This is a genomic window from Rathayibacter sp. AY1F3, assembly GCF_002931975.1.
Classification (GTDB): Bacteria; Actinomycetota; Actinomycetes; order Actinomycetales; family Microbacteriaceae; genus Rathayibacter.
Map to the genome: position 1 here is coordinate 12,786 of NZ_PSVF01000004.1, position 18,410 is coordinate 31,195.

The following is an 18,410-nucleotide window of genomic DNA, read 5'->3' on the forward strand; positions in this document are numbered from 1 at the left end:
AAGGCCCGCGACAGCGGTCCTCGCGGCCCCCGTCATGAAATGAGCCCCGGATGTCACTGCCCTTCGCCGATCGCCTCCCGCTCTCGCGACAGGCGGCCGACCGCGACGGCGTCGGACGCTCGAGGCCCGCGCTCTTCGACGAGCTGCTCGCCGATCCCGCCACCCGCGTGCTCGTCCTGCACCACGACCGGACCCTGGTCGAGGCCGACCGCCTCGTCCTGCGCCGCCCCGAGGACGTGACCGCCGGCACCCTCCGGATCTACCTCGGCCGCACGCTCGCCGAGGCCCCCGGCGAGCCGGTCGGAACCCCCGTCATCGCGACCGTCCTCACCGACGCGGCCGCCGCCGAGCTCGAGCCCGACGAGGAGCGGTGGAGCGGCCTGCGCCCGATTGCCGAGCGCCTGAGCGACCGCGACGCGGGCCTGTTCACCGAGGCTCTCGCCATCGCGAACTGGCACGCCTCGCACGGCTACTCGCCCCGCAACGGCGACCCGACCGTCGTCGAGCAGGGCGGCTGGGTCCGCCGCTCGCCCACCGACGGCAGCCAGGTCTTCCCGCGCACGGATCCGGCGATCATCGTCTGCGTCCTCGACGCGGACGACCGCCTCCTCCTCGGCTCGAACGCGATGTGGGGCACCGGCCGCTTCTCCCTGCTCGCCGGCTTCGTCGAGCCGGGCGAGTCGCTCGAGGCCGCCGTGATCCGCGAGATCGGCGAGGAGTCGGGCATGCGCGTCGTCGACCCGCAGTACCTCGGCTCGCAGCCCTGGCCCTTCCCCGCCTCCCTCATGGTCGGCTTCACCGCCCGCCTCGCCGAGGACCAGTCCCCGGAGGATCTGCTCCCGGACGGCGAGGAGATCGTCGAGCTGCGCTGGTTCACCCGGCAGCAGCTGCACGACTCGCTCGAGTCCGTGCTGCTGCCCGGCCGCTCGTCGATCGCCCGCGCGATGATCGAGGACTGGTACGGAGGCGAGCTGGAGAACGGCCCGATCGCGTGACCCTGCTCGACGGACTCGACGAGGGGCAGCGCGAGGCGGCGGAGGCGCTGCTGGGGCCGGTCTGCGTCCTCGCGGGAGCGGGCACGGGCAAGACCCGGACGATCACGCACCGCATCGCGCACGGAGTGGCGACCGGCGTCTACACGCCCGGCCGCGTCATGGCCCTGACCTTCACCAGCCGCGCCGCGGCCGAGCTGCGCTCGCGCCTGCGGGTGCTCGGCGCCGGCGGTGTCCAGGCCCGCACCTTCCACGCCGCCGCCCTCTCGCAGCTCGGCTACTTCTGGCCGCAGCTGGTGGGGGGCACGATGCCCCAGCTGCTCGACGGCAAGGCGCGCCTGCTCGGGCACGCGGCCGAGCGGCTCCGCCTGAAGCTCGACACGGCGACGCTCCGCGACCTCTCGGCCGAGATCGAGTGGCGGAAGGTGTCCGCCCTCTCGCTCGAGCAGTACGCCGTCGCCGCCCGCACGCGCCCCCTGCCCGGACGGCTCACCCTGGAGCAGACGGTCGCGCTCGTGGACGAGTACGAGGGGCTGAAGGACCAGCGCCGCCAGATCGACTTCGAGGACGTCCTGCTCGTGACCGCCGGGATGCTCGAGTCCGAGCCCGCGATGGCGATGCAGGTGCGCGAGCAGTACCGCTTCTTCGTCGTCGACGAGTACCAGGACGTCTCGCCGCTGCAGCAGCGGCTCCTGGAGCTCTGGCTCGGCGACCGGAGCGACCTCTGCGTCGTCGGCGACGCCAGCCAGACCATCTACTCCTTCGCGGGTGCGCGGGCCGACTACCTCCTCGACTTCCCGTCCCGCTGGCCGGCCGCCACCGTGGTGCGCCTGGAGGAGAACTACCGCTCGGCCGTGCCGATCGTGCAGACCGCGAACCGCCTCATGCGGGGCAGGCCCGGCGCCCTCTCGCTCCACGCCGTCGCCGCCGCCGAGGCGCCGGAGCCCGCGATCGACGCCTACCCGGACGACATCGCGGAGGCGCGCGGGATCGCGGCGCGGGTCGCGGCCGACATCGAGGCGGGGGTGCGCCCCTCCGACATCGCGGTCCTCTTCCGCACCAACAGCCAGTCGGCGGTCATCGAGCACGCCCTGCACGAGCGGGGAGTGAGCGCGCACATGCGCGGCGGCAAGCGCTTCTTCGACCTGCCCGAGGTGAAGCAGGCCGTGATGCAGCTGCGCGCGGCGTCCGTGTCGATCAGCGGCGAGCCGCTGTTCAAGTCGGTGAGCGACGTCCTCCGCTCGCTCGGCTGGAGCGCCGAGCCCCCGTCGGCGCCCGGTGCGGTGCGCGACCGGTGGGAGTCGCTGGACACGCTGGCCCGCCTCGTCGACGAGGCCCCTGCCGGATGGACCTTCCGCCAGTTCACCGACGACCTGATCGCACGCCAGCAGGTGCACCACGAGCCGGACCGCGGCGCGGTCACCCTCGCCACGCTGCACTCGGCGAAGGGCCTCGAGTGGGAGTCGGTGCACCTGATGGGGCTCGCCGAGGGCCTGCTGCCGATCTCGTACGCCGCCGGCCTCGAGGCGATCGACGAGGAGCGGCGCCTCCTCTACGTCGGCATCACCCGGGCCCGCCGGCGCCTGCGCCTCTCGTGGGCGCGCTCGACGGTCGGCCGCGTCACGCGGAGGGAGCCGTCGCGCTTCCTCGAAGAGCTCGGCACGCGCACTCGGGGTGCGGCTCCCGCTCCCGCACGGTGAACGCTCCGGAGGCGTCGCTGTAGACCCGCTCGGCCGCGCGGAGCCCTCGCCAGCCGGCGAGGAGCCGCCGCAGCACGGCGTCGGCGGCCGCCACGGCGATCGCCGCGCTCGCGAGCGGCGTGCGGGTGGGGGCTGAGCGGCCGAGCACCTGGATCACGAGGCGCGCGCGATCCGGGTCGAGGTCCATCCGGTCCCGCTCGGCGCAGTGCAGGCACGGTCCGGACCCCGGCTCCACCAGGGGTCCGACGCGCACCGATTCGTCGCCGAACACCACCGCCAGGTGCGGCACATCGGCCGCGAGCCAGTGCGCGGCGCGGGCGGGGGCGACCGCGAAGTCGGCGATCAGCACGGCGAGGTCCGGCGTCCCGTCGTCGGCGAGCAGCGAGCAGCCCTCGCTCCGGAGCAGCGTGCGCAGTGCGTCCGGTGCCGCGCCCGTCCCCTCGACGACGACCCGCGGTGCCGGGGGAGGGCCGGGCTCGACGCTGCGCAGCAGGACCGGCCGGAGCGCCTCGAGCACCTCGTCGACACGCGCCTCGCTCGCTCCGGCGCGCGCCGCGATCAGGCGGACGGTGCCGGCGCTGGTGCCCACGCGGAGGGCGTCGAGCAGCAGCTCCTCCGGGTAGCCGACGCCGTCCAGGACCGCGTGCGGCCGGTCGAGGCCGAGCTGCACCGCGGTCGCGGAGCGCCAGAGCAGGGGGAGTCGGGGATCGAGCCGGAGCACCATCCGGCGATCATGGCCGAGACCGGCCCGGCGCCGCGCGAGTTGTCCACAGGCGGGCGCCGGACGGGGGTCAGACGGGGCGGTCGCCCGTGGGGGAGGAGCCGCGGTCGTCGTCGTCCGGCGAGCCGGCGTCGTCGGTCGTGTCCGGAGCGTCTCCGGAGGCGCCGTCGCCCTCGCGCGGCATCGTGCCGTTCAGCAGGTCCTCCAGCGCGCGGTCCATCTCGTCGGGCTCCGGGGTCTCGCCGCGGGCCTCGGCCGTGAGCCGGGCGACGAGCGCGCTCGGGTCGTCCAGGTCCTCCGAGCCGGGGAGCAGGTCGGGGTGCGACCAGAGGGAGTCGCGGGCCTCGGGCCCGACGGCGTCGGTCACGGCCTGCCACATCGCGGCGGCCTCGCGGAGGCGGCGCGGGCGCAGCTCCAGGCCGACGAGGGTCGCGAAGGCGGATTCGGCCGGCCCGCCGGAGGCGCGGCGGCGGCGGACCGTCTCGGCGATCGCCCCGGCGCTGGGCAGGCGGGTGGTCGCCGCCGCGGTGACGACGTCGACCCACCCCTCGATGAGGGCGAGGACGGTCTCGAGGCGGCCGTGCGCGGCGAGCTGCTCCTCCGTCTTCGGCGGGATGAGCGCGCCGGAGGTCATCGCGTCGCGGAGCTCCTCGGGGTTCGACGGGTCGAAGCCCTCGGCCAGCTCCTCGAGGCGGGTGGTGTCGATGCTGATCCCGCGCGCGAAGTCGGTGATCTGCGAGATGAGGGCGAGACGGAGCCACTTGCCGTGCCGGAAGAGGCGGGCGTGCGCGAGCTCGCGGACCGCCAGGTACAGCTGCACCTGGTCCAGCGGGATGTCGAGGCCCTCGCCGAACGCGGCGACGTTCTGCGGCAGGATCGCCGCGTCGTTCTCCTCCAGCAGCGGGATGCCGATGTCGCCGCCCGAGACGACCTCGGCGGCGAGCTGCCCGACGACCTGGCCCAGCTGCAGGGCGAACAGGGTGCCGCCGATCCCGCGCATCATGCCCTCGGCACCGGCGATCATCGCCTGCATCTCCTCCGGGGCCTGCTCGCGGAGCACGCGGGTCAGCGCGTCCGAGATGCTCAGCGCCACCGGCTCGGCGAGCTGGGTCCAGACCGGCATCGTCAGGGAGATCCACTCGAGGCGGCTGATCGAGCGCGGCGTGCGGCTCAGCTCGGAGACGTACGCGACCTCGTCGAGCCAGAGCGCGGCGACGCCGAAGGCCGCGTCGATCGGAGCCCGCACGGAGTCGGACACCGGCGCGGACTCGGCGCGCGCGAGCTGCTTCGCCTGCTCGAGCGAGAGCGTCCAGTTGACGCCGCCGTCGCCGTTCTGCTGCATCGCGCTCTGCAGCTGCGAGAGCAGGTTCTGCAGGGCCACCGGGTCGTTCGGCAGTCCCGCCGCTCCGGCGAGCTGCGAGGGGTCGACCGGGCCGTTCCCCGAGAGGAACTGCCGCAGCATCTCCCGGAACTCGTCCTCGGAGCCGCCGCCCGCTCGGTCCGCACTGTCGCCATCGGCCATCGGGATCAGCCCTCCGTCGCTCACGTGAATCCGGTCGCCGCACCGCCTCCGCGGCCCTGCACAGGGCGCCGGTTCCGGCGCGACTCCCAGTCGTGCAAGCTACGTTAGCCCGAGCGCCCGGGGCCTCGGCGTGCAGAGCACCGCTCGGGCCCAGCCCGCTTCCGCCCGCCGCGAACATCCCGGCGGAGCCGCTCCACCCGTTGCCAGAAAGGCCCCCGTGTCGCTGTTCTCCGACGACCCGCGCCCCTCCTCCTCCCCGCGCCGCCCGTGGGTCGGACCGGTCGTCCTCCTCTCGGGTGTCGCCGTCGTGGTCGGTCTGGGCGTCGCGCCCGCCCCCTACGTGATCGAGCAGCCCGGCCCCGTGTTCGACACCCTGGGCAGCAGCAAGGACGTGCCCCTCATCTCGATCCCGGACCGCACCACCTATCCCACGGCCGGCACGCTCGACATGCTCACCGTGTCGGTCGTCGGCAACCCGCAGAGCCTGCCCACCTGGGTCGAGGTCGCGAGCGCCTGGTTCGACAGGACCAAGGCGGTCGTCCCGGTCGACGCGATCTTCCCTCCCTCCTCCACGGTCGAGGAGCGCGACGAGGCGAACCAGGCCGAGATGACCGACTCCCAGCAGGAGGCGATCGCCGCCGCGCTCACCGAGCTCGGCTACCCCGTCGAGCAGCGCGTCTCGGTCGTGCAGGTGCCCGAGGGCTCCCCGGCCGAGGGCGTCCTGGAGGCGGGGGACGAGATCCTCGCGGTCGCGGGCACCCCTGTCGCCGACGCGACCGCCCTGCGCGCGACCCTGCAGACCCTCGGCACCGGCTCCCCGGTGCAGGTCAGCATCGAGCGCGAGGGCGTCCGGCAGGAGGTGGAGGTCACGCCGCGCGACTCGAACGGCGCCGCCGTCATCGGCGTCCTCCCCGGAGCGGCCTTCGACTTCCCGTTCGAGGTCGACATCCAGCTCGACGACGTGGGCGGGCCGAGCGCGGGCATGATGTTCGCCCTCGGGATCATCGACAAGCTCACCGAGGGCGAGCTCAACGGCGGGCGGAGCGTCGCCGGGACCGGCACGATCGACGCGGCCGGCGAGGTCGGCGCCATCGGCGGGATCCGCCAGAAGCTCTACGGGGCGGAGGGCGCCGGAGCCGAGTACTTCCTCGCCCCCGCGACCAACTGCAACGAGGTCGTCGGCCACGTCCCCGACGGGCTCGACGTGCTCGCGGTCTCGACCCTCGACGACGCCCTCGCCGCACTGAAGGGCATCGCCGCGGGCGACACCTCCGGGCTGCCGGACTGCAGCACCGCCGCTCCCCTCGACTGATCCCGCCCGCCGACCCCGGGTCGACGCCCAGGTGAGCCGGACAGCCGTCGCATAGCATGGGTGGCCTCCCCTCACATCTCGACAGCAAGAGGCCCTCACGTGAGTTCCACAGCAACCGAAACCCCGCCGCGGAAGAGACGGAGCGTCCTCGCCGTCACTGTCGTGGTGGTGGCCGTCCTGGTGGTGGCGTTCTTCGTCTTCGCCGGTCTGTACACCGACATCCTCTGGTACGACCAGCTCGGCTTCCTCTCCGTGCTCACGACGCAGTGGGCGGCGGCGGGCGGTCTCTTCGTCATCGGCTTCGTCGCCATGGCGGTGCCGGTGTTCATCAGCCTGATGCTGGCGTACCGCCTCCGGCCGGTCTACGCGAAGCTCAACTCGCAGATCGACCGCTACCAGCAGGTCGTGGAGCCGCTGCGGCGCCTGGCCACCTTCGGGATCCCCGCGGTGCTCGGCCTCTTCGCCGGCGTCTCCTCCGCCACCCGCTGGCAGACGAGCCTCACCTTCTGGAACCGCACGCCCTCGGGCACCACGGATCCGCAGTTCGGCCTCGACACGTCGTTCTACCTCTTCGAGCTGCCCTTCTACCAGAGCATCGTCGGCTTCGCGTCGGCGGTCCTGCTGATCTCGGCGTTCGCGACCCTCGCCACCGGCTACCTCTACGGAGCGATCCGTGTGAACGGCCGCGAGATCCGCATCTCGAAGGCCTCGCGCATCCAGCTGGCGGTCATCGCCGCCCTCTACCTCGCCGTGCAGGCGGTCAGCCTCTGGCTCGACCAGTACGCGACGCTCGCGCAGCAGGGGCCCCGCATCACCGGCGCCACCTACTCCACCGTCAACGCGACGATCCCGGGCCTGCAGATCCTGGCCGGCATCGCGGCGCTGGTCGCGATCCTCTTCGTCGTCACCGCCTTCATCGGCCGCTGGCGCTTCCCGGTCATCGGCACCGCGCTGCTGATCGTGTCGAGCCTGCTCGTCGGCTCCCTCTACCCGTGGATCGTGCAGAAGTTCCAGGTCGAGCCCAACGAGCGCACGCTCGAGCAGCCCTTCATCCAGAACAACATCGACATGACGCGCCAGGCCTACGGCGTCAGCGACGTCGACGTCATCCCCTACGACGCGACCACCGACGCGGAGCCGGGCGCCCTGCGCTCGGACGCCGAGACCACCGCGAACATCCGCATCCTCGACCCCGCCGTCGTCACCGACGCGTTCTCGCAGCTGCAGCAGTTCCGCCAGTACTACAAGTTCGGCGACACGCAGAACGCGCTCGACGTCGACCGCTACTCCATCGACGGATCGACGCAGGACGCTGTGGTCGGCGTCCGCGAGCTGAACCTCAACGGCCTCGGCACCAACCAGACCTGGTACAACCAGACGCTCGTCTACACCCACGGCTACGGCCTGGTCGCCGCGTACGGCAACCAGCGCTCGGCCGACGGCGAGCCGGTGTTCATCGAGTCCGGCGTCCCGACGACGGGCGACCTCGGCGACTACGAGCCGCGGATCTACTTCGGCGAGAACTCCCCGCCGTACTCGATCGTGGGCGGCAACGACTCGCGCGACATCGAGCTCGACTACCCCTCGGGCACCGACGGCGCGCAGCAGACCTACACGACCTTCGACGGCGAGGGCGGCCCCGCTCTCGACAACGTCTTCAAGAAGCTCGTCTACGCGATCAAGTTCCAGTCGGAGCAGATCTTCCTCTCGGACGGCGTGAACGACGACTCGCAGATCCTCTACGACCGCGATCCCGTGCAGCGCGTCCAGAAGGTCGCGCCGTACCTCAAGCTCGACTCCGACGCCTACCCGACCGTCGTCGACGGCCGCGTGAAGTGGGTCGTCGACGGGTACACCACCTCGGCCGACTACCCGTACTCGGAGGTGCAGAGCCTCTCGCAGGCGATCGCCGACACGAACACGCAGCAGCAGTTCCCGACCGACGACGTCAACTACATCCGCAACTCGGTGAAGGCGACCGTCGACGCGTACGACGGCAGCGTCACGCTGTACGCGTGGGACACCGAGGACCCGATCCTGCAGACCTGGCAGAAGATCTTCCCGACCACGGTGAAGCCCGTGAGCGACATGTCGGGTGAGCTGCTCAGCCACGTCCGGTACCCGGAGGACCTCTTCAAGGTCCAGCGCGCGGTCCTCGGCACCTACCACGTCACCGACGCGGGCTCCTTCTACTCCCGCGAGGACGCCTGGGCGACGCCGAACGACCCGACGAGCGGAGCCGCGACCACGGCCGCCGCGACCGGCACCAGCCTGCAGCCTCCGTACTACCTGACCCTGCAGACGCCGGACCAGGACGTGCCGTCGTACTCGCTCTACTCGACGTACATCCCGGCGAGCGTCCAGGGCGCGCAGGCCAGCCGCAACGTGCTGACCGGCTACCTCGTGGCCGACTCCGACGCCGGCTCGACGGCGGGCTCCGTGGCTGACGGCTACGGCACGCTCCGCCTGCTCGAGCTGCCGAAGGACGACACGGTGCCCGGCCCCGGCCAGGTGCAGAACGCGTTCACCACCGACCCGACGGTCGCGAACGAGCTGAACATCCTCTCCCGCGGCGACACCACCGTCACGAGGGGCAACCTGCTCACGCTGCCGGTCGGCGGCGGCCTGCTCTACGTCCAGCCGATCTACGTGCGCTCCAACGGAGACACGAGCTTCCCGCTCCTGCAGAAGGTGCTGGTCGCGTTCGGTGACGACATCGCCTTCGAGGACACCCTCGACGCGGCCCTCGACAGCCTCTTCGGCGGCGACTCGGGAGCCGATGCGGGCGACACCGGCACGCCGACGACTCCGGACGCGGGCACCGGCACCTCGGGCGGCGACACCGGAGGCGACGCGGGCGGCACGACCGGCGGCACCGGCTCCACGCCGGCCACGGGCGACCAGACGGCGCTGCAGCAGGCGCTGAACGACGCGCGGGACGCCCTCACGGCTCGCGAGAACGCCCTCAAGGCGGGCGACCTCACCGCCTTCGCGGCGGCGGACGAGCAGCTGACCGAGGCGCTCTCGCGGGCGCTGCAGGCCGAGGGCGGCCAGTAGCCCGCATGGTGCAGGTCGACCGCGGCGAGCACCTCCGCTCGGGGGAGTGGCTCGAGCTGAACCGCACGTACTGGGAGGAGCGCACCGGCGAGGGTGCGCTCCACCCGGAGCTCGTCACCGCGGCGCTCCTCGACCCCGGTCCGAGGATCCTCCAGCTCGGCTCGGGCGACGGGCTCGACGCGCTCGAGCTCGCCGAGCGCGGCGCCCGCGTGGTGGGCGTCGACTTCTCGATGCCCGCGGTGCGCCGAGCACGCGCCGCCGCCGCGGACAGGGACCTCGCCGGCTCCGCCCGCTTCGTCTGCGCGAACCTCTACGAGCTGCGGCACATGCTGCCGGAGCCCGACTCGTTCGACGTCGTGCTCTGCAGCGCCGGCGTCGTCTCGTGGCTCCCCGACCTGGAGGAGTGGGCGCGGCTGGTGGAGTGGTTCGTCGCCCCCGGCGGCGCGGTGCTCGTCGCCCCGTCGTCGTCCGCTCCCGTCGACGCCGACGTCCGCACCTGGTCGCGCACCTCGTCCGAGCTCGCAGCCGCCCTGACGGCGGTCGGGCTGAGCGTGGACGGGAGCGCCGTGCTGCGCGCCGCCAAGCCCGCCTGAGACCGGAGCCCGCTCCCGCCGCCGCGTCGATTTGCACCGGCGCCGGAACGCGTGTAATGTCTCTTCTTGTGCCGCGGGGTGGAGCAGTTCGGTAGCTCGCTGGGCTCATAACCCAGAGGTCGTAGGTTCAAATCCTGCCCCCGCAACAAGAAAGCGAAAGCCGGTCCTGAGAAGGGCCGGCTTTCGTCGTTAACACGGGTCGCGGACGTGCTGCCCGCGGCTGACAGTGCGCGGGCGGAGACCTCAGTCGCCCTCGATCACGCTCAGCACGTTGCCCGCCGGATCGCGGAACCAGCAGATCGTCGGCCCGTGGCCGCGCATCACTCCGTCCGCATCGGTCGGCAGCGACGGGTCGTCGTAGATCGCCGTGATGACGCCGGCCGCGTGCAGCTCGGCGACCGCCACGTCGACGTCCTCCACCGAGAAGTTCAGGATCGTGAACGACGCCGGCTCGTGGTCCGGCTTCGGGTACGCGATCGCGCGGCCTCCGCCCGGCAGCCGGATGTCGAGGATCCCCATCGCGTTCAGCTCGACCTCGAGCCCGAGCACTCCGCCGTAGAAGGCCCGCGCCGCCACCACGTCGTCCACGCTGAAGCCGCTGAAGGCCCTCTCGCTCCGGATCATCGCCGTCCTCCGTCCCGCGGCCGCACGGTCGCGCCCGCTCCGCTCCGGACGCTACTCCGGTCGCCCGTCCGCGTCGCCGTCGGATCCGCCCGCGGCGCCGCCGACCGCGAGGCGGTCTTGCGCGACCCGCATCCGCGGACCGGCCTCCCGACGCTCCGCGCCGGCGCGTGTGCCGGACCGGCCCGCACGTTAGGCTCGACCCCGATGCGAGGGGTGCTGCTGTGAGTGACGAACGCGGGGACGACGGCTCGAACGAGGGGCTCGGCGACCGCCCGACCCGGCGGAGCCCGCGGCAGGCGCCGCACGCGCTGCCCGCAGCACGCGTCACCACTCCGGTCCTCACGCCCGTCCGCCCCGTGCGGCGCCGCCGGGGCCGTGTCTTCCGCGCGACCGTCAGCACGGTCGCCCTCGCCGCCATCGCGGGCCTCGTGGCGGTCTCCGCGCTCCCCGCCTACTCCTTCGACCCGGCACCCGATTCGCAGGCCGCCGTCGAGGCCGCCGCCCGCGTGCAGGCGCTCGGCAACCAGAAGCTCACCGTCGCGCCGACCGCGGTCCAGGAGCAGGTCATCCGCGACTCCTTCACCGCACCGACCCAGGCCCAGCTCGACGAGGCGGCCGCCCAGGCGCGCGCGCTCGCCGCCGCCGAGCAGGCCGCCCGCGACGCCGAGACCGCCCGCCTCGCCCAGGAGGCGCAGGCCGCGGCAGGCACGACCGGCGCGGACGGCGCCGCCGCAGGCAGCGGCGGCACCAGCACCTCGGTCACGCCCCGCGAGGAGGGCGACGACTACCCCTGGCGCGACCAGCTCACCGACGACCAGGGCGGCGGCCTCTCGCCGCTGCGGTACTACTACCGCGAGTGCGTCGACTTCGTCGCCTGGCGGATCAACCGCGACCAGGGCTCGACGAGCGCACCCTTCAAGTGGACCTGGGGCAACATGACCCCGGGCGGGGGCAGCGCCTACGCGTGGGCCGGCCAGTGGGCCTCCCACGGCTGGGTGACCAGCAGCACGCCCGTCCCCGGCGCGGTCGCCTGGTTCACCGGCAACCACGTCGCCTACGTGCAGGCCGTCAACTCCGACGGCACGGTCTCGCTCGAGGAGTACAACTGGGGCAACGACCACGCGTACCACAAGCGCACCATCCCGGCCTCCCAGGTCGCCCTCTTCCTCTACCCGCCGAGCTGATGACCGGCGCCGTCGGCATGGCCGTGGCGCAGTTCGCCCCCTCGACGGACCGGGAGGCGAACATCGCGACGATCGGGCGCCTGGCCCGGATCGCCGCCGAGCGCGGCGCGAGCATGGTGGTGCTGCCGGAGTACAGCTCCGCCTTCACCGATCCGCTCGGGCCCGAGCTGGTCGCGGCGGGCGAGGCGCTCGACGGCCCGTTCGTCACGGCTCTCGCGGCGCTCGCGCGCGGGCTCCGGATCCACCTCGTGGCGGGCATGGTCGAGGCGGTGGACGGGCGCCGCATCGCGAACACGCTCGTCGCGCTCGACCCCGAGGGCGCGCTCGTGGCCCGCTACCGCAAGCTGCACCTGTACGACGCCTTCGGCCAGACCGAGTCGGAGTGGGTCGCCGCGGGGGAGATCGCCGCACCCGAGACGTTCGAGGTCGGCGGCCTCGTCGTCGGGCTGCAGACCTGCTACGACCTGCGCTTCCCGGAGGTCAGCCGCTGGCTGGTCGACGCCGGGGTCGACGTCATCGCGGCACCGGCCGAGTGGGTGCGCGGCCCGCTCAAGGAGGCGCACTGGCGGACGCTGGTCACCGCCCGCGCGCTCGAGAACACGGTGTACCTCGTCGCAGCCGACCAGACCCCGCCGATCGGGGTCGGCACGAGCATGATCGTCGATCCGATGGGCGTCGAGACCGTCACCCTCGGCGAGGTCGAGGATGTCGCCGTCGCCTGGGTCTCGCGCGAGCGGATCGACGCGGCGCGCGCGAAGAACCCCGCTCTGGCGCTGCGGCGCTTCCGGGTGCTGCCGCTCTGACCGCCGCCCCCGGCCCGACGGCGCCGGGCATCCGTCCGCATCCGCTGAGGCCGGCTACTCAGCGCGCCATGCGCGCGAGGCCCGCGACCGCGGTCTCCAGCACCTCGAACCGCTTGCAGAAGGCGAAGCGGACGAGCGAGCGGTAGGGAGCGGCGTCCTCGGGGCGGCAGAACGCCGACACGGGCACCGCCACCACTCCCGCGAGCTCCGGGAGCGCCCGGCAGAGCGCGACCCCGTCGTCATAGCCGAGCGGTGCCGCGTCCGCGACGACGAAGTAGCCGCCCGAGGAGGGCGCGACGCCGAAGCCCGCGGCCGCCAGGCCCGCCGACAGCAGATCCTTCTTGGCCGCCAGCGTCTGCGCCGCGCCGGTGAAGAAGGCGTCCGGGAGCCCGAGCCCGAGGGCGACGGCCCCCTGGAACGGCGAGCCGCTGACGTAGGTGAGGAACTGCTTCACGGCGAGGACGGCCGTGATCAGCTCGCGCGGGCCCGTGACCCAGCCGATCTTCCAGCCCGTGGTGCTGAAGGTCTTGCCCGCCGAGGAGACGGAGAGCGTCCGCTCGAAGGCTCCGGGAAGGGAGGCCAGCGGGACGTGCGGAGTGTCGAAGCGCAGGTGCTCGTAGACCTCGTCCGTCAGGATCACGGCGTCGTGCCGCTCGGCGAGCCGCACGATCAGCTCGCGGGTCTCGGCCGGGAGGACGGCACCGGTCGGGTTGTGCGGGTCGTTCACCAGGATGACGCGCGTGCGGTCGCTCACTGCGGCGGTCAGCTCGTCGTGGTCGACCGCGAAGGAGGGGCCGCGCAGGAGCACGGTGCGATGCACCCCTCCGGCGAGGGCGATCAGGGCTCCGTAGGCGTCGTAGTGGGGCGTGAAGGTGACGACCTCGTCGCCCGGCTCGAGCAGGGCCAGCAGAGCCGCGGCCAGGGCCTCGGTGGCGCCCGTGGTGACGAGGACCTCGCCGTCGGGGTCGAGGGCGATCCCGGAGAAGCGCAGCCGGTGCGCGGCGATCGCCTCGCGCAGGACGGGGAAGCCGGGACCCGGCGGGTACTGGTTGAGCCCGGACGCGATGGCGTCGCGCGCGGCGTCGAGGATCTCGCGCGGGCCGTCCTCGTCCGGGAAGCCCTGGCCGAGGTTCACCGCTCCGGTGCGCAGGGCGAGCGCGCTCATCTCGCTGAAGACGGTGGCGGCGACCTCGCCACCGGGGCCGAGGAGGCCGGCGCCCGCCGCGGCGCGGGACCAGGATCCGGGAATGCTCACGTGCCCAGTGTGCCCGCTCGAGCAGTCCGGCCGGTTTCATTTCCCGCTCGCAGGCCCGTCATAAGAAACCCCCAGGTACGATCGCCAAGCTATCCCCGCTTGGAAGGAGCAGCACCCATGACCGAGAGTCACGAGGGTCCTCGTCAGCCGGAGGAACCCACCACGCCGACGGAGTCCGGCGCCCGAGAGGCGACCGAGCGCACCCCCGGCGAGAGCTCCGGAGCGTCGTCCTCGACCACCGGGCCCACCGAGCCGACCCACCGGGGCGGAGCGCACCGCGAGAGCGAGAACCCGACCGTCCCCTACCCCTCCTCCTCGGCCCCCCAGCCGCCGTACACGCCGAACGCGACGGCCGGCAACGAGGCGCAGCCCGTCTCCCAGCCCGCCCGCTACGGGCAGTACGCGCCGCCCGCCGCGAACACCCTGCACGGCTCCGAGGAGCCGCCCTCCTCGAGCCCCTTCGGCCCGGGCGCCGAGTACACCCCCGCCCCCACCGCCACGAAGCGCCGAGCCGGAGTGGGCGTCGTCGCGGCGCTCGCCATCGGCGCGGTCGTGGGCGGAGTCGCGGGAGCCGGCGTGTTCGGCCTCTGGTCCGCCTCCAACGGCGGCGGGACCCGCGTGGTCTCCGCCGGCGGCTCGCAGACGATCACGGTCAACAACGCCGAGGACGCGACGACCGCCACCGCGGTCGCCGCCAAGGCCACTCCGAGCGTCGTCACCATCGCGGTGAGCGGCAGCTCGTCCGCCGGCACCGGCTCCGGCATCGTGCTCTCGAAGGACGGCTACGTCCTGACCAACACCCACGTGGTCACCCTCGACGGCGAGATCGCGAACGGCACCGTCTCGGTCACGACCAGCGACGGCCGGATCTTCGACGCGACCGTCGTCGGCACCGACCCGACCCTCGACCTCGCCGTCATCAAGCTGACCGGCGCGACCGACCTCAGCCCGATGACGTTCGCGGACTCCACCAAGATCAACGTCGGCGACACGGCGGTCGCCATCGGCGCCCCGCTCGGCCTCTCCGGAACCGTGACCGACGGCATCGTCAGCGCGCTCAACCGCAGCATCCAGGTCGCCTCCTCGGCGGCTCCGGACGACTCGGGCGACAGCTCGAGCGGCGGCACCGAGAGCCCGTTCAACTTCGACATCCCGGGCCAGCAGGCGCCGACCCAGGCGAAGAGCACCATCTCGCTGCCCGTCATCCAGACCGACGCGGCGATCAACCCGGGCAACTCCGGCGGCGCGCTGCTCGACAGCGACGGCGAGCTGATCGGCGTGAACGTCGCGATCGCGAGCGCCGGCCAGTCCTCCTCGAGCGGCCAGTCCGGCAACATCGGAGTCGGATTCGCGATCCCCAGCGCGATCGCCGAGCGCATCGCGAAGGAGATCATCGCGAACGGCTCCGCCTCGCACGGCCTGCTCGGCGCGAGCGTCTCCGACTCGACCGCGGACGTCCTCGGCGCCCGCATCGAGGAGGTCTCCGGAGGCGGTGCCGCGCAGGCGGCCGGTCTCGCCAAGGGCGACATCATCACCGCGATCGACAGCACTCCGATCACGAGCGCGTCCGACCTCACCGCGCAGGTCCGCGCGCAGGCCGCGAACGCCGCGGTCGAGCTGACCTACGTCCGCAACGGCCAGAGCTACCAGGCGAAGGCGACGCTCGGCCAGATGGCCGCCGGCTGACCCTCCGCCGCCGCGCACAGCCCCTCGAGGATCCGTCCCCGGGGAGCTGTGCTCCGCCACCGCGCTCAGCCCCTCGAGGATCGGTCCCCGGGGGGCTGTTCCGCGTCCGGGCCGGGCCCCGGGGCGGGGCGGTCCCCGCTGGTAGGGTGGTGGATCCCTGCGCCCGCGCTCCTCCCGCACGAACTGGACCCATGCAGCACGAGATCCCGGAAGACGACCTCTCCGACCTGCCCGGCGTCTCCTACGTCATGCCCGTCCTCAACGAGGTCGCCCACGTGCGCGCCGCGGTCGACTCGCTGCTGCACCAGGACTACACCGGCCCCTTCGACGTCGTCCTCGCCGTCGCCCCGAGCATCGACGGCACGGAGCAGCTCGTCGCCGAGCTGAGCGCGGCCGACCCGCGGATCCGCGTCGTGCCGAACGAGGTCGGCTCCACTCCTGCGGGCCTCAACGCCGCGATCCGCGCCTCGCGTCACCCGGTCGTCGTCCGGGTCGACGCGCACTCCGTCCTGCCGCCCGAGTACGCGCGCACGGCGGTCGAGGCGCTGCAGCGCTCCGGAGCGGCGAACGTCGGCGGAGTGATGGCGGCGGAGGGCCTCACCCCGTTCCAGCGCGCGGTCGCCCGGGCGTACGGCTCCCGCATCGGCCTGGGCGGCACGCCCCACCACGTGGGAGGCGAGGAGGGCCCGGCCGACACGGTGTACCTCGGCGTCTTCCGCCGCTCCGCCCTCGAGCGCGCCGGCCTGTTCGACGAGCGCTTCAAGCGCGGGCAGGACTGGGAGCTGAACCGGCGGCTGCGCGAGCGCGGCGAGGTCGTCTGGTTCACTCCGCGCCTCACCGTCACCTACCGGCCGCGGCCCTCGATGCGCGCGCTGCTCCGGCAGTTCCTCTCGACCGGGATGTGGCGCGGCGAGCTCACCCGGATGTTCCCGGCCTCGCGGTCGCTGCGCTACTTCGCTCCGCCCGTGCTCGTCGCCATGCTCGCCATCGGGCTGCTCGTCGGGCTGGCGGGAGTCGTCCAGGCGCTCGCCGGAGCCGCGCCCTGGCTCCTGCTCGGGTTCGCGGTGCCCGCCGCCTACCTCCTCCTGGTGGCGGCGGCCACTCTCGTGGTCGCGCGGCCGAACGGTGCGCGTGCGATGCTGTGGTTCGCCGTGGTCATCCCGGCGGTCCACGTGGCCTGGGGGACCGGCTTCGTGCTCGGCTTCGCCGGGCTGACCAGCAACATCTCCGCCCACCGCCACCAGCCGCGGTCCGACTCGCCGAGGGGCGCATGACCACGACGACGAGACCCCGCTCCATCGCCGAGCTGCGCGCCGTCGCGCAGCCCCCGGAGGTGCGCGGGCGCCGCAACGCCGAGCACTGGACGGCGTCGCTCTACCTGCGCCGCTTCTCGCCCTACCTGACCTGGCTGCTGCTGAAGACCTCGATCTCGGCGAACGGCGTCACCGGGCTGATGATCCTGGTCGGCTGGAGCGCGGCGGCAGCCCTCCTGATCCCGGGGATCGCCGGAGCGGCGCTGGCGCTGCTCCTCGGCCAGCTGCAGATGCTGGTGGACTGCTGCGACGGCGAGGTCGCGCGCTGGCGCCGCACGTCCTCGCCGGCGGGCGTGTTCCTCGACAAGGTCGGGCACTACACGACCGAGGCGCTGATCCCGATCGCGCTCGGACTGCGGGCGGCGGGCGTCCCGTTCGAGGCGCCGGCGGACTTCCTCTGGACGACGATCGGCTTCGCCCTGGCCCTGGTGATCGTCCTCAACAAGGCGCTCAACGACATGGTGCACGTGGCGCGCGCGAACGCCGGTCTCACGAAGCTGGCGGACACGAAGGGCGAGGCGGTGCCGTCCTCGTCCGGACTGGCGGGGCTTCGCCGCGCGGCCCGCTTCCTGCCCTTCCACCGCCTCTACCACTCCGTCGAGCTGACGATGCTGGCCTTCGCGACCGCCCTCGTGGGCCTCGTCGTCGGAGCGGGCACGGCCGACCGGGTCCTCGTCGGGGCGCTGCTGCCGCTCGCCCTCCTCGCCCTGGTCGGCCACTTCGTCGCGATCATGGCGTCCAAGCGTGTCCGCTCCTGAGCCGCGGGTCGGCGTCGTCGTCCTGACGCAGGGGACCCGGCCCGACGACCTCGCCACGGGGCTGGCCGGCGTCCTCGCGCAGGAGGGCGTCGAGCTGGACGTCGTCTGCGTCGGCAACGGCTGGGAGCCGGACGGCCTGCCCGAGGGAGTGCGCGCCCTGGCGCTCCCCGAGAACCTCGGCATCCCGGCGGGCCGGAACGCCGGAGTCGACGCCGTCGCGGGGGAGTACCTCTTCTTCCTCGACGACGACGCCCGGATCCCGTCCCCCCGCTTCCTCGTCGATGCGATCGCGCTGCTCGCCTCGAACCGCCGCATCGGCCTGGTGCAGCCCCGCGTCGACAGCACGGACGGCACGCCGAGCCCGCGGCGCTGGATCCCGCGGATCCTCAAGGGCGACCCCCGCCGCTCCGGCCCCGTCTTCTCGGTCTGGGAGGGAGCGGTCGTGCTGCGGCGCGACGTGTTCGCCCGGACGGGCGGCTGGGCGGCTCCGTTCTTCTACGCCCACGAGGGCATCGAGCTGGCCTGGCGGGTCTGGGACACGGGTCGCACCGCTTGGTACGCGGGAGAGCTCGTCGCCCAGCACCCGGTCATCCAGCCGACCCGTCACGCCGACTACTACCGGCTGAACGCGCGCAACCGCGTCTGGCTCGCCCGCCGCAACCTCGCCGCACCTCTGGCGCTCGTCTACGTGGCGTCCTGGACCGCGATCCAGTGCGTCCGCTGGCGTCGCGACCCGGCCGCCCTGCGCGCCTGGTTCGTCGGCTGGCGGGAGGGATGGCGCTCGGATCCGGGCGGCCGGCGCGTCCTCTCGGCCCGCACGGTGCTCCGGATGGCGTTCGCCGGGCGTCCGCCGATCGTCTAGCATCGGGGAATCCGCCCCCGCCGGGGCC

General features: G+C 73.3%; 15 protein-coding genes and 1 tRNA gene. 12 read left to right on the forward strand and 4 right to left on the reverse strand.

Annotation, left to right across the window (positions count from 1 at the left end):
* Window positions 1–50 precede the first annotated feature (50 nt).
* Both nudC and C5C39_RS03845 read left to right on the forward strand, forming a co-directional pair.
* A complete protein-coding gene (gene nudC / locus C5C39_RS03840) occupies window positions 51–995 on the forward strand; it encodes an NAD(+) diphosphatase (protein WP_104261196.1) in 945 nt (314 codons plus the stop codon).
* Complete coding sequence (locus C5C39_RS03845; protein ID WP_104224836.1) at window positions 992–2,692, forward strand: ATP-dependent helicase; 1,701 nt, start codon at window positions 992–994, stop codon at window positions 2,690–2,692. The genes nudC and C5C39_RS03845 overlap by 4 nt, the downstream gene beginning before the upstream one ends.
* Here the strand turns inward: C5C39_RS03845 and C5C39_RS03850 are convergent.
* Entirely contained in the window at window positions 2,613–3,416 is an 804-nt protein-coding gene (locus tag C5C39_RS03850; RefSeq protein WP_104352714.1) for a hypothetical protein, read from the reverse strand. The two genes, C5C39_RS03845 and C5C39_RS03850, sit on opposite strands and share 80 nt — an antisense overlap.
* Before the next feature lie 67 nt (window positions 3,417–3,483).
* Window positions 3,484–4,935: a zinc-dependent metalloprotease gene (locus C5C39_RS03855; RefSeq protein ID WP_104238192.1), complete on the reverse strand. Its 1,452-nt coding sequence runs from the start codon at window positions 4,933–4,935 to the stop codon at window positions 3,484–3,486.
* A 217-nt stretch (window positions 4,936–5,152) separates the two neighbouring features.
* Here C5C39_RS03855 and C5C39_RS03860 point away from each other — a divergent pair, with 217 nt between their 5' ends.
* The 4 genes from C5C39_RS03860 (at window position 5,153) to C5C39_RS03875 (ending at window position 10,043) form a co-directional block, all read left to right on the forward strand.
* On the forward strand, window positions 5,153–6,247 hold the full coding sequence (locus C5C39_RS03860) for a PDZ domain-containing protein (RefSeq protein WP_104233183.1): 1,095 nt from the start codon (window positions 5,153–5,155) through the stop codon (window positions 6,245–6,247).
* A gap of 99 nt (window positions 6,248–6,346) precedes the next feature.
* Window positions 6,347–9,304, forward strand: coding sequence for a UPF0182 family protein (locus C5C39_RS03865; RefSeq protein WP_181027225.1), 2,958 nt, complete (start codon window positions 6,347–6,349; stop codon window positions 9,302–9,304).
* Window positions 9,305–9,309: 5 nt separating this feature from the next.
* Entirely contained in the window at window positions 9,310–9,897 is a 588-nt protein-coding gene (locus C5C39_RS03870; protein WP_104352715.1) for a bifunctional 2-polyprenyl-6-hydroxyphenol methylase/3-demethylubiquinol 3-O-methyltransferase UbiG, read from the forward strand.
* A gap of 72 nt (window positions 9,898–9,969) precedes the next feature.
* Window positions 9,970–10,043: transfer RNA gene (locus tag C5C39_RS03875), tRNA-Met, on the forward strand.
* A 97-nt stretch (window positions 10,044–10,140) separates the two neighbouring features.
* Here the strand turns inward: C5C39_RS03875 and C5C39_RS03880 are convergent.
* Window positions 10,141–10,521: a VOC family protein gene (locus C5C39_RS03880; protein WP_104352716.1), complete on the reverse strand. Its 381-nt coding sequence runs from the start codon at window positions 10,519–10,521 to the stop codon at window positions 10,141–10,143.
* A gap of 221 nt (window positions 10,522–10,742) precedes the next feature.
* Here C5C39_RS03880 and C5C39_RS03885 point away from each other — a divergent pair, with 221 nt between their 5' ends.
* Together C5C39_RS03885 and C5C39_RS03890 are read left to right on the forward strand one after the other, a co-directional pair.
* Window positions 10,743–11,705, forward strand: coding sequence for a CHAP domain-containing protein (locus C5C39_RS03885; protein ID WP_181136307.1), 963 nt, complete (start codon window positions 10,743–10,745; stop codon window positions 11,703–11,705).
* Window positions 11,705–12,508, forward strand: coding sequence for a carbon-nitrogen hydrolase family protein (locus tag C5C39_RS03890; RefSeq protein WP_104352718.1), 804 nt, complete (start codon window positions 11,705–11,707; stop codon window positions 12,506–12,508). Before C5C39_RS03885 ends, C5C39_RS03890 begins: the two co-directional genes overlap by 1 nt.
* A 58-nt stretch (window positions 12,509–12,566) precedes the next feature.
* On the opposite strand, the gene C5C39_RS03895 is transcribed toward C5C39_RS03890, so the two are convergent.
* Entirely contained in the window at window positions 12,567–13,763 is a 1,197-nt protein-coding gene (locus C5C39_RS03895) for an aminotransferase class I/II-fold pyridoxal phosphate-dependent enzyme (RefSeq protein ID WP_104352719.1), read from the reverse strand.
* 117 nt (window positions 13,764–13,880) lie between these two features.
* On the opposite strand from C5C39_RS03895, the gene C5C39_RS03900 reads away from it, so the two are divergent.
* The 4 genes from C5C39_RS03900 to C5C39_RS03915 all read left to right on the forward strand — a co-directional run bounded on the left by C5C39_RS03900 (window position 13,881) and on the right by C5C39_RS03915 (window position 18,382).
* Entirely contained in the window at window positions 13,881–15,449 is a 1,569-nt protein-coding gene (locus C5C39_RS03900) for a S1C family serine protease (protein ID WP_104352720.1), read from the forward strand.
* Between the two features lie 191 nt (window positions 15,450–15,640).
* The gene (locus tag C5C39_RS03905) at window positions 15,641–16,723 is read left to right on the forward strand and encodes a glycosyltransferase family 2 protein (RefSeq protein ID WP_181136308.1); all 1,083 of its coding nucleotides are present in this window, start codon (window positions 15,641–15,643) and stop codon (window positions 16,721–16,723) included.
* On the forward strand, window positions 16,720–17,520 hold the full coding sequence (locus C5C39_RS03910; RefSeq protein ID WP_104223579.1) for a CDP-alcohol phosphatidyltransferase family protein: 801 nt from the start codon (window positions 16,720–16,722) through the stop codon (window positions 17,518–17,520). The genes C5C39_RS03905 and C5C39_RS03910 overlap by 4 nt, the downstream gene beginning before the upstream one ends.
* Complete coding sequence (locus C5C39_RS03915) at window positions 17,507–18,382, forward strand: glycosyltransferase family 2 protein (RefSeq protein WP_104352721.1); 876 nt, start codon at window positions 17,507–17,509, stop codon at window positions 18,380–18,382. The genes C5C39_RS03910 and C5C39_RS03915 overlap by 14 nt, the downstream gene beginning before the upstream one ends.
* The last annotated feature ends 28 nt before the right edge of the window (window positions 18,383–18,410 follow it).